Genomic DNA, 11,932 nt, shown 5'->3' on the forward strand with positions numbered 1-11,932 from the left:
CAGGTCGTGCTTCACCCTGAGGTCTATACTCATGGAAAACCTCCCATTTCCCGATGTCCAAGAAATGGGAGGCAGTTCACAGGCACCTTTGTGGTGGTTTCCCTTGTGGTGGTTCCAAGTGTATAGCCTTTGCAACCTGCGGTCGCTAGACAAACAGCACGTGCGCGAGCAGGGCACACACGCACACCGCTCCAAATACCAGTGCCACGATCGAAATTACGCGATCGGCCATATCCATGTTGGCACGATTCGTAAAGAACCGATCTTCGGCGGCGTCGACGCGCGCCTCACGCACCATTTCGACCACCGCCTCACGGCCATCGAGCGCCTTTGTATCCATGTTTACCTCCCCGGCCTCATGCTTATCCATCAAAAACCAACTCCGTGTAGCCGCCGACGTCTACGGCCGCTCGTTGGGGGCCAGGCGCTGCATCTTGTTCACGGCCTTGAACTTGGTGAACAGCGGCACGTACTCAAAGCTCACGTTGGAGTTCTCCAGGCCGTACCAACGCGCAGGCGTGCCGGCGGCGCGGCGGATGATGTACTTGAGCGTGATGGCCGTACGCTCGCTCGGCTCCACATCGCTTTCGGGCGCCAGAAGCTTACGGATCAGGACGAACTTGAACGTGCCGATGTTACCCGGATCCTTGTAGACCGAGTAGTCATGCGTCTGCGGCGGCAGCTCGCCGGTGGCAGCCAGGTCCTGAACGACCTGACGCAGGTAGGCATTGACGCGCTGGTTGATCTTGTAGCCCAGGTACAGATGCACGCGGAACACGTAATCGGTGCCGAACGTCTCGACCGAATAGGCAAAGGTGTGCGGTTCGTCCATGGTCTCGACATTCACAAACCACCAGGCGCGGGCGCGCTTGGGATGCTTGTCCAAGATCGAATAGACGATATCGCGGTCGATGTAGTCGGTATGGGTGTCCTTGGTCAGGTACACGACGTTGTCGCTCATGCGCTCGTAACGGTCGTCGTCGCGCAGGCGCTTGAGCTGCGGCAGGTAGCTGCGCAGCGGCAGAAGCGTAAACTGGCGCTGCTCAACAGCCGTACCGTTGTACCAGCACACCATGATGCCCATGATGAGCGCGGCCATGAGGATGGTGAAGTAGCCGCCGTGGAAGAACTTGGTAAGTGAGCTCACGAAGAAGAAGCCTTCGAGCAAAAGGAAGAAGGCCGCGAAGATCCACGGAGCAACCTTGAGCTTGCGCTCCTCGTGCAGGTAGAAGAAGAGCAGCAGCGTGGTGCACATCATAGTCAGCGTAATGGCAAGGCCGTAGGCGGCTTCCATATGCGCCGAGTTCTGGAACAGCAGCACCACGATGACGCAGCCGACAAGCATGACGTTGTTGACCATGGGGATGTAGAGCTGGCCCTTGGTCTCGGCAGGGTAGAAGACCTGCATGTGCGGCATGAGGTCCAGACGGCTGGCCTCGGACACCAGCGAGAATGCGCCGGTGATGAGCGCCTGCGAGGCAATGATGGCCGCGACGGTGGAAAGGCCGACGGCAAACGGGCGCAGGCCCGGGGCGAGCATCTGGTAGAACGGGTTGAGGTCGGCAATGCCCATGAGCTCGGGGTTGGCAGCGTTGTTCATAAGCCAAGCGCCCTGGCCCATATAGGAAAGCAGCAGGCAGCACTTAACGAACGGCCAGGTAGCGTAGATGTTGCCGCGGCCGACGTGGCCCATGTCGGAGTAGAGCGCCTCGGCACCGGTGGTGGCGAGGAAGCAGCTGCCCAGAATCATGATGCCCGCGTGGTTGTTGGGGCTCAGCAAAAAGGCGATGCCGCGCACCGGGTTGAGGCACAGCAGCACGGCGGGGTGCTGGAAGACAAAGAACAGACCCGTGCCGCCCAGGAACAGGAACCACAGCGTCATGATGGGGCCAAAGGCGTGACCGATCTTGGCCGTACCGATGCGCTGTACCAAGAAGAGCACGATGATGATGGCGAGCGTAATGGCGACGACGCGGCCTTGGTCATCGCCCAGCACGGCATGGACCGCCGGGATGGTGCGCAGGCCCTCGATGGCCGTGGTAACGGTAACGGCCGGCGTGAGGATGCCGTCGGCGAGCAGCGCGGCGCCACCTAGCATGGCGGGGATGATAAGCCACTTGCCACAGCGCTTGACCAGACTGTACAGGGCAAAGATACCGCCCTCGCCATGGTTATCGGCGCGCAGCGAGATGAGCACATACTTGATGGTGGTCAGCAACGTGACCGTCCACACGACAAGGGAGAGCGCGCCGAGCACGAACTCCTCCGTGACGCTTCCGATGCCGCCGTTGCCGGCAACGAGCGCCTTGGTTACATACATAGGGCTGGTGCCGATATCGCCGTACACCACGCCCAGCGTGACGAGCATCGCCGAGATGCTCACAGGAATCGCAGCGTGCGAAGCTGCCTCCTTGGCCTTTTGTTCCATAAGCCGGTTTCCTCCCAACTTTAATGTTCGAAGGAATTATAGGTAATCGGCCCATGTTTGAATGGCACTGTTTTCCCAGCTAGATAAACATTTATACGGCCTTTAAGCCACCTCGGCGATATGGAATGTGACAAAGGGACTGTCTCTTTGTCGCATCCGTCATTTTCCGAGCCAATTTTTGAACCACCACTCCATGGAGCGGCTCATCTCGGCCATAAAGGGACTCGTGTGCTTGCGGGTATAGATGTCCACGACGCGCTCCCCCACCACGCGGGCATGCGGACGGAACATCGCGTCCATCTCGGCTACCTGCGCGTCCATAGTCGCAGCATCGGCGCGGCAGTAGCGCTCCTCGTGCACCAGGTTCACCACGGGATGCGCAATGGCCGGACGCTCCTTACGGGGCGTGCCGATGATGAGCATCGACAGCGGCATGGTATACGGAGGCAGATCGAGCAGCTCGGCCACTTCCTCGGCATTCTCTACGATATCACCGATGTAGCAGCTCCCCAGGCCCAGGGCCTCGGCGGCGACCACGGCGTTTTGCGCAGCGATCACGGCGTCCTGGGCCGCGATGGCAAAGTCACCCAAACCCGGTGCACGGCGGGGCGCCTTGCCCGTGCGCTCGACAAACTCGGGCTCAAAGCAGCCCACGTGCTCAAACAGATCGATCCACTTGGCATAGTCGACCACAAATATAAGTGCCCAGGGCGCCTTGGCGATCATGGGCTGGTGGTCGCACAGGTCGGCCAGACGATCCAGCGTAGCCTGCTCGCGAATGCTCACGATGGAATACATCATCATGGCGCCCGCCGACGGCGCGCGACTCGCCGCATGCAAAATTGCCGCCCGCTGCTCGTCGGTCACCGCCACGGGACGGTCGTCGTCATCACGCGCGAAGGCACGCGTGGAGGAACGGTGCTCCAACGTGTCCAGCACCGCATTGCCCGTCGTCTCGACCGGATAACCGCCCGCGTCCATGCCAGCGTCCACGTCACCCACACTCGTCATACAAGCCCGTTCGTTCATCGCCTCATCCTCGCCAATTCTTTAAGAAGCCTTTACGTTTCCGTGTAATTCCCGTCCATTATCGCGCAGGTCGCCACTACATTGCGCCACACCGTCACACGTGCGCGTTAATATGGCTGGTTGTTGTGCGCAGACACCAATTGCAGCGCATATCTTGGTAACAATCGGGTAAACCCCCGCTTTCGTACGTTTTAGTTTGTGAGGAGTCTCAGCATGTTCGCTGCCGCCATCTCGCTCGTCGGTCTTGCGGCGACCGTCTACCTTGTCTTGCGCGAGGCCAAGGCCATTCGCGCTCAGTCGGGCACCGTTGCCAAGGGCGCCTTCGCCTGGAGCGTCGCCTTTGGCCTGTTCCAGCTCTTTTTGACCGTCTGGGGCGCTATTGGCCTCGTCGCGCAGAACGAGCCGCTCGCCTTCGTGATGCTCATCCTGACCAACGCCATCCTCACCGGCTGCGCTTGGGCCAGCATCGCCCGCGACCGCATCGCCCCGCGCGTCTTTGCGTTCGCCGGGCCCGACGCCCCCGCCCCCACCGGCAAGCTCGCCCGCCTGCGCGGAGCCTTTGTGGGTAAACCGCTCGTCGCCGCCGTCCTGTGCCTGCTGCTCGCCGGCGTCTTTGCGCTGCTGGGCATGGAGGTCTCGTCCAACCACGACTTTACCTGGGTCTACCCCCTGTGCATCCTGCTCGAGTGGGCCATCATCACCACGCTCATGGTCGGCCTGTTCTTCCTGTTCCAGCGCCACGGCGCAGCCCCCGCGGTCTTGGCCTTTGCCCTCTTTGTCCTGGGCATTGCCGAGTTCTTCGTCATCACGTTTAAATCCATGCCCATCCAGCCGGGCGACCTTTCGGCCATCTCCACCGCCGCCGCGGTCGCCGGCACCGGCTACACCTTCTCGATCTCGCTGTTCTGCGTGCTGTCCATGGGCTTTACCGCCATCGCCATGCTGCTGTGCGAGTACGCCGGCCTGGTGGCACCGCACCGTCAGAAGGGCGCCGCCAACGCCAAGCGCATGCTGCTCACCAACCTGCTCGTCGCCGTGCTGTGCCTGGGCGGTGTGACCGCACACGTCACGCTCATCGACTACTACAACACCCTCGGCATCACCGTCTACACCTGGCGCCCGCTCGAGAGCTACTGGCGCGAGGGCTACCTGCCCGCTTTCATTAGCGCAGCGCAGTCCATCAAGCCGCCCAAACCCGCCGACTACTCCGTCGACGATGCCAAGGCCACGCTCAAAAAGTACGCCAAGGCCTACGACAAGTCCGACGCGGCCAAGAGCGACGAGCGCGCCGCCGCAAAGGAGCAATTCAACAGCGAGAAGCCCACGGTCATCGCCATCATGAACGAAACGTTCTCGGATCTGTCGATCTACCAGAACATGCGCGCCGGCTACGAGGGCCCGCAGTACTTTAAGAACCTGTCCAACTGCCTCAGCCGCGGCAAGCTCTATGTGAGCGCCTACGGCGGCGGCACCGCCAATACCGAGTTTGAGTTTATGACCGGCAATTCCATGGCCAACCTGGGCTCGGGCGTGTACCCCTACACCATCTACAACATGGAAACGACCGGGAACCTGGCAGAGCAGTTCAAGTCGCTCGGATATTCCACCACGGCCATGCACCCCAACCACGCCACCAACTGGAACCGCGAGAACGTCTACAAGGACTTTGGCTTTGACCAGTTCCTGTCCATCAACGATTTCCAGGGCGCCGATACCCTGCGCGGCATGGTGACCGACCAGGCTACCTACGACAAGATTCTTGAGCTGCTCGACCAGAACGCCGATCCGCAGTTTATCTTCGACGTGACCATGCAGAACCACTCGGGCTACGACACGGGTCTGCTGCCGGTCGACAAGCAGATGCACCTGAATATCGACACGACCGATTTGGACGCCAAGACCGTCGAGGACGGCACGCTCTCCGATGTCGACGAGTATGTCTCGTGCATCGAGCAGTCCGACCAGGCGCTGCGCTACTTCCTCAACGCCCTGAGCAAGCTCGACCGTAAGGTGGTCGTGGTGTTCTGGGGCGACCACCAGCCGTTCTTCCCGTCCAAGTTCAATGACAAGTGGTTTACCGGCGAAGACGATGCTACGCATCAGGAGCGCCTGTGGCAGACCGACTACATCATCTGGGCCAACTACGACGTTGCCGGCTGCGACCAGACGAGCGAGACCGACGACCTGTCCACCAACTACCTGTCCACCCAGCTGATGCAGCTGATCGGCGCCCCGCTGACCGACTACCAGAAAGCGCACATGACGCTGCGTAAGTCGCTGCCCGCCATCAACTCGGTGGGCTACGAGGACGCCAGGCTGCGCTGGGCGCTCTCCTCCAACGTCACCGGTGACGACGCCGCTGCCGCAGCCGCAACCAAGGCGCGCGAGGATTACGCCAAGATGCAGTACTACGAGATGTTCCGCGACGGCAAGAACGTCTACACCGAGCACTTCCAGACCGAGGCCAACGAGACCGACCCCAACCTGGCGCCGGGTACGACCAAGATTAAGTAGCGGGTCACTCATAACTGGTTCGTCTGCCCGGCGGCGCGGAACGTAAGGTTCCCTGCTCGGACAGTCCTGCTCGCACGGAGAGCACATTAAGTGCTCTCCGGCTCGTGCGGAACTCGCGATGAACCTTACGTTCCGCGTCGCCGGGCAGACGCCTCGGTGTTGAAGCGCGGCTTGTCATGGGGACACCTGCTGAACATATATAAGTTGAAGGCCACGTCATGTGGCCTTTTTTGAATCCGGAAACCGTGTCCCAGAATTCACGTCCGGAATGGGATGCAGTTTCCGCTTGTGGCTCCGTTGGGAAACTGCATCCCACTCCAGAGGCAAATTCTGGGACGCACTTTCCGAAACCCCATCCATTCGGAAAGTGCGTCCCACTCTGAATACATCCAGCGAACGCATGCGAGTGTGTCGTCCAGGACGGTCTCGTCATCGGGGTGATGGAAAATGTCACCCCAAACGCTTGCCACGGTTGCGCCTATGAGTGTCAAGAAAAAAGCCTCGAGAATTTCGAGGCTTTCACATTTGTATTGTTTTGCACGAAGGACCGCGAACGACGAAGCTACTCGCCCAAAACGGCCTTTTTGGCGGCTGCAGCCATGTTGTCCAGATCTTCCTTGGTGGGATGGTCCTTCGCGGCAACCCAGTTGTCGAGCAGCATCTTAAATCGGGCGTTGTCGGGATCTTGCTCGAGCATGGCCTCGTAGCGCTGCTTGACCGCGGGGCCCATCTTGCCCTGGCACATCGCCCAGCCCGCAAGCTCGGCATCCCCAGCCAAATTGGAAGTTACGCGGTCGATAATCTGCTGATAGTAGCTCTGGTCGGCCCCAAAGCCGCAGGTGCCAAACAGGAACACGCGCTTACCGTGCAAGGCGGAGAGCAACGCCGCGACCGAAGGCGTGCACGCGCCCTTGTCGCACCAAAAACCGACGAGCACCGTGTCGGCCGCGCAGGCGCCCTGCGCCTCGAGCGCGACCTGATCTGCATCCGCATCGTCGCTCAACGCCGCGGCATGGACAAACTCAACACCCGCAGCCTGCAGAGCGCGCTTGATCGCGCCCGAAACCATCCTGGTATTACCGCTCTTGCTGTTAACCACCAGAGAGCACGTCATAGTCACGTTGCCTCGTTTCCCCCAAAACTAAAGCCACTAATGCAATTTATTAGATGACTATCTTAGTACTAACGTGACAGATGTAAACCACCGTCTGTCGATTGATTAATTTGCCCCACGGGCTTGCTCACTGGGCAAACTGGCTGCGATAGAGTTCGGCGTAGAAGCCGCCTGTCGCTAGCAGCTTGTCGTGTGTACCGCGCTCGATAATCTGGCCGTCGCGCATCACCAGGATGCAGTCGGCGTTGCGAATCGTGCTCAGGCGATGCGCCACCACAAAGCTCGTACGGCCGGCCATGAGCTCGTCGAATGCCGCCTGCACCTGCAGCTCGGTGCGGGTATCGATGCTCGAGGTCGCTTCGTCCAGCAGCAAAATCGCCGGGTCAGTGAGCATAACGCGCGCGATGCACAGCAGCTGTTTTTGACCCTGGCTAAACGTGCCTCCGTCCTCGCCGATGACCGTATCGTAACCGCCCGGCAGCTGCACGATAAACTTGTGCGCATGCGCGCGCTTGGCAGCCTCGATAACCTGCTCGCGCGTGGCGCCGGGACAGCCGTAGGCGATGTTTTCCGCCACCGTGCCCTCGAACAGCCAAGTGTCCTGCAGCACCATGCCAAAGGCGTGGCGCAGGCTCGCACGCGTGTAGTCACGCGATGAGCGACCATCGACCACGATGCGCCCGGCATCGATATCGTAAAACCGCAGCAGCAGGTTAATGAGCGTCGTCTTGCCGCAGCCCGTGGGGCCGACCAGGGCAAAGCGCATGCCGGGCTTAGCCTCGATGCAGATGTCCTGCAGCAGCTTGCGGTCGGGCACGTAGCTAAAGTCCACATGCTCAAACGAAACCTCGCCCTTCGGGGAGGCGAGCTCAATGGCATCCACAGCGTCGGGCTCCTGCTCGCGCGCATCGAGCAGCGCAAACATGCGGCGCGCCGAGGCATACGCCGTCTGAATCTGCGTAATGACGTTGGTGACCTCGTTGAACGGCTTGGTGTACTGGTTGGCGTAGGACAGGAAGATCTGCACGCCGCCCACCGTAAGCGCCGCGGGCACGCCCGTGATCACGCCCACGCAGCCGATCACAGCGACCACGGCATAGATGATGTTATTGATAAAACGCGTACCGGGGTTGGAGAGCGAACCCATAAACTGCGCGCGCTCGCCCGCGGTGTAGAGCTCGGCATTGAGGGCATCGAAGCGCTGCTGAGCGTTGGGGCCATAGGCAAAGGCGTCGACAAGCTTTTGCTCGCCTACGTACTCCTCGATATGACCACCGAGCTGCCCTTGAATACGCTGCTGCGCCGTAAAGCTTTTGTTGGAGAGCTTGGCAATAGCACCGGCTGCAAAAATGGAAAGCGGCGTGACGAGCACCACCACGAGCGTCATGGTCAGGCTAATGGAGAGCATAAACGCGAGCGTGCCCGCGATGGTGATAACACCGGTGAAGAGCTGCGTGAAGCCCTGCAGCAAACCGTCGCCCACCTGGTCGACGTCGTTGACCACGCGGCTCATAAGGTCGCCGTGGGCGTGGCTGTCGATAAAGCTGAGCGGCATACGACTGAGCTTGTCGCTCGCCTCCACGCGCATGTCGCGCACCGTTTCGTAGGACAGGCGGTTGACGCAATAGCCCTGCAGCCACTGAAAGGCCGCTGCTCCCACCACGACGAGCGCGAGCTTGGTAACGAGCGGCAGCAGCGCGTCGAAGTCCACCTGCCCGGCGGCGACGATAAGGTCGATGCCCTCGCCGATGAGGATGGGCGTGTAGAGCTGCAGAATCACGGAGATGGCGGCACTCACAAACGACGCAACAAACGAAATGCGATGCGGACGAACGTAGCCCATCAGGCGGCGAGTCACCGCACCCACGGGATAGCGCTCGGGATCGCCGGGCTGGCGCGGATCGTCACCCAGGTCGTTGAGGCTATCGTTGCCGGACACGTTGGCCGTCATCGTGGCGACCGAACCGGAGGAAGTGTACGGATTCATTTAGCAGCTCTCCTTTGCGCAGACGGATGCGGGGGCGGTCGGAGCGGACGCGGGCGTCGTGCTCCCCTGCTGGCCCTCGAGCTCCTCGCGGCGAAGCTGCGACTGGCAAATCTCGCGGTAGAGCTGGCAGGTCGTGTAGAGCTCATCGTGCGCGCCCAGGCCCGCGACCGAGCCGTGGTCGAGTACGCAGATCATGTCGGCGTCGCGCACGGTCGAAACGCGCTGGCTCACAATCACCGTGGTCAGCGGCAGCCCGCCCTTGGCGGCACCGCGCATGCTGCGCTCGCGAATGGCATGGCGAAGCGCCGCGTCGGTCTTAAAGTCGAGCGCCGACGCGGAGTCATCCATGATCAATATCTGAGGCGAACCAACCAAGGCACGCGCGATAGTCAGGCGCTGACGCTGGCCACCGCTAAAGTTCTTGCCGCCCGCCTCGACCGGGGCGTCTAAGCCCTGCGGCTTGTTGCGCACGAACTCGCTGGCCTGCGCCATGTCGAGTGCCGCCCAGAGCTCCTCGTCGGTCGCAGCTTCATCGCGCCAGGTCAGGTTGCTGCGGATGGAGCCGCTCACCAGCGATGCGCGCTGCGGAACGGTCGCGACCACACGGCGCAGCTGGTCGAGCGGCCAGGTGCGCACGTCGGCGCCCATCACGCTCACGCTGCCGGTGCTCGCATCGTACAGGCGCGGGATGAGCGAGACGAGCGTGGACTTGCCGCTACCCGTACCGCCGATAATGCCGAGCGTCTTGCCCAGCGGGAGTTCCAGCGTCACATCGTTGACAGCATTGGCCGCGCCAGCGCCAAACGAGAAGCTCGCATGGCTCAAGCTCAGCGCGGGAACTGGAGCAACATTGCTCGGCTTGGGCAGCGCGACCGGCTGGTTGCCCTCGTCGGTGATGCCCGGCACGCAATTGAGCACCTCGTTGATACGCGACGCGCTGGCGCTCGCCTTGGTAAAGACCACGACCAGATTGGCGACGTACACGATGGAGGTCAGGGTCTGCGTCATGTAGTTCACAAACGCCATGACCTGGCCCTGCGTAAGCTCGCCCACGCTGACCTGGATGCCGCCCACCCACAGGATGGCGCACACGCCCAGGTTCATCACCAAAAACGTGACGGGGTTGAGAATCGACGAGAGCTTGCCCACCGCGATGGCAGTATTGGCCTGGTCGTCGGCGGCCTGCGCAAAGCGCTCGCGCTCGTGATCTTCGCGCACGAAGGCGCGAACCACGCGGGCGCCCGAAAGGCCCTCGCGGCAGATAAGCGCGATGCGGTCGAGCTTTGCCTGCAGCTGCTTGTAGTACGGAATGCAGCGCGCCATGACAACCCAGAACACCAGGCCAATGGCGGGCGTGCAGATCAAAAAGATGATGCCGAGCTTAAGGTCGATGGCAAGGGCCGCGCACATGGAGCCCACCGCTAGAAAGGGCCAGCGGATGAGCATGCGCACGCCCAGCGCCACAGCGAGCTGGACCTGGTTAACGTCGTTGGTGATGCGGGTGATGAGCGACGGCGTGCCAAAGCGGTCGAGCTCAGCATAGCTCAGCTTGTTGATGTGCTCGTAGAGCGCGCCGCGAATGTCGGTGCCCATGCCCTGCGAGGTGAGCGCCGCCATCTTTTGGCAGACGAGCGTAAACGAGATGCCGATCACGGCCATGGCGGCAAGTAGCATGCCGTAGTGGATAACGGCGCTCACGTCGTGCGAGCCAATGCCCTTGTCGATCATCTGGGCAATCACCAGCGGCGTCAGCAGGTCAAAGATCACTTCGATCAGCTTACACGCAGGGCCAATCACCATATACCGGCGAAACTTACCACCAAAACGCCTGAGCAGCTCAATCATGTATAGGCGCTCCCTATCATCATTCACACTCAATCCGAATCATGATAGTACGGTGAGCCCAAAAGAAGCGTAAACAACTCGTCATTTCTAATGGGATTCGGTTTCCAAAGAAGCGGAGAGGCGCGCACCCAGCCAGTGTCGGGTCGACCACTTGGTATACTTGCATTAGTGCTACCAAGTTAGTCGCCGACCCTTGAAATGAGGTGCCGAGATGAACGACATTCTCGCAAGAAGAGCAAGACGAGCAACTGTGGGCATCGCCCTTTCCGCGGCACTTGTCGCGGGAATCGCCCCCGTAACGGCGATCGCTGCAGAAACCAGCGCCCCCACCGGTGCGGCCGTTTCGCAGACGAGCGCCGCCAACGGCAATTCGGGCGCCCCGCAGACAGAAGACGCGGCCGCCGCAAAAGAAAAAGCGTATGCAGCCATGCAGGAAGCGCTCAAAAACCTCGAGGCCGCAAAAAACGCCGCAAGTCCCGAGAAAATTGCGAGATTCAATGATGACATTACCCGTTTTCAAGAGTACCGCGAAAAGATGGCGGCGCAAGCCGCCGAAGGGAGGGAACTCCTTCCCACCATGCAAGCGGACATCGATGCTGCCCAAGCCAAATACGACGGGGCCATCAACCGGGTAAGCGAGCTCCAGGCAGAATTAGAGAAGAAACATGAGATGCTTAAGACACTCGAAGCACTCGGCTACGAGGAGTTTGTCGAAACTACTAAACAGCAAATAAAGCAGTTGCACAGTGAGATCATATCGGCAAAAACGCACGTAAACTATTGCGAAACGGAGCTCCGCGAGTTCCAGTACCGCCTCAGAAGAGAGGAAAGACGAGTTAATGACTGTGAACGTGCTGTAGAGAAATATAAAGCCGATATCGACCGGTTCACAGCCTGGCGAGATGCGCTCCTCGACAATTTGAAAAAAGCGCAAACGGCCTATGACGACGCCTGCAAGGCATACGAAGAGGCAAAGGCCGCGGCAGACAAGGCCACCTCGCCCGAGATAACGCAA

At 60.7% G+C, this 11,932-nt stretch carries 8 protein-coding genes; 2 read left to right on the forward strand and 6 right to left on the reverse strand.

The genetic code is table 11. The features are described 5' to 3' along the window. Window positions 1-145: 145 nt before the first annotated feature. From GPK42_RS09535 to GPK42_RS09545, 3 genes are all read right to left on the reverse strand, one after another. On the reverse strand, window positions 146-340 hold the full coding sequence (locus GPK42_RS09535; protein ID WP_035138755.1) for a hypothetical protein: 195 nt from the start codon (window positions 338-340) through the stop codon (window positions 146-148). A gap of 60 nt (window positions 341-400) precedes the next feature. Beyond that, on the reverse strand, window positions 401-2,428 hold the full coding sequence (locus tag GPK42_RS09540; protein WP_035138754.1) for a KUP/HAK/KT family potassium transporter: 2,028 nt from the start codon (window positions 2,426-2,428) through the stop codon (window positions 401-403). Between the two features lie 159 nt (window positions 2,429-2,587). Beyond that, entirely contained in the window at window positions 2,588-3,439 is an 852-nt protein-coding gene (locus GPK42_RS09545) for a nitroreductase family protein (protein WP_252200240.1), read from the reverse strand. A gap of 231 nt (window positions 3,440-3,670) precedes the next feature. On the opposite strand from GPK42_RS09545, the gene GPK42_RS09550 reads away from it, so the two are divergent. Further along, window positions 3,671-5,971: an LTA synthase family protein gene (locus GPK42_RS09550; protein WP_215694928.1), complete on the forward strand. Its 2,301-nt coding sequence runs from the start codon at window positions 3,671-3,673 to the stop codon at window positions 5,969-5,971. A 562-nt stretch (window positions 5,972-6,533) separates the two neighbouring features. On the opposite strand, the gene bilS is transcribed toward GPK42_RS09550, so the two are convergent. The 3 genes from bilS to GPK42_RS09565 all read right to left on the reverse strand — a co-directional run bounded on the left by bilS (window position 6,534) and on the right by GPK42_RS09565 (window position 10,917). After that, the gene (gene bilS / locus GPK42_RS09555) at window positions 6,534-7,085 is read right to left on the reverse strand and encodes a flavodoxin family protein BilS (protein ID WP_099432355.1); all 552 of its coding nucleotides are present in this window, start codon (window positions 7,083-7,085) and stop codon (window positions 6,534-6,536) included. 127 nt (window positions 7,086-7,212) lie between these two features. After that, window positions 7,213-9,072, reverse strand: coding sequence for an ABC transporter ATP-binding protein (locus tag GPK42_RS09560; RefSeq protein ID WP_215694929.1), 1,860 nt, complete (start codon window positions 9,070-9,072; stop codon window positions 7,213-7,215). Then, window positions 9,073-10,917 (reverse strand): ABC transporter ATP-binding protein, encoded by a 1,845-nt coding sequence (locus GPK42_RS09565; RefSeq protein WP_215694930.1) that lies wholly within the window; start codon window positions 10,915-10,917, stop codon window positions 9,073-9,075. It abuts the gene before it with no gap. Between the two features lie 211 nt (window positions 10,918-11,128). On the opposite strand from GPK42_RS09565, the gene GPK42_RS09570 reads away from it, so the two are divergent. Then, window positions 11,129-11,932: PspC-like choline-binding domain-containing protein (locus GPK42_RS09570; protein WP_215694931.1), on the forward strand; the 804-nt coding region annotated here is incomplete at its 3' end.

This window comes from Collinsella aerofaciens, assembly GCF_018785265.1.
Classification (GTDB): domain Bacteria; phylum Actinomycetota; class Coriobacteriia; order Coriobacteriales; family Coriobacteriaceae; genus Collinsella; species Collinsella aerofaciens_AI.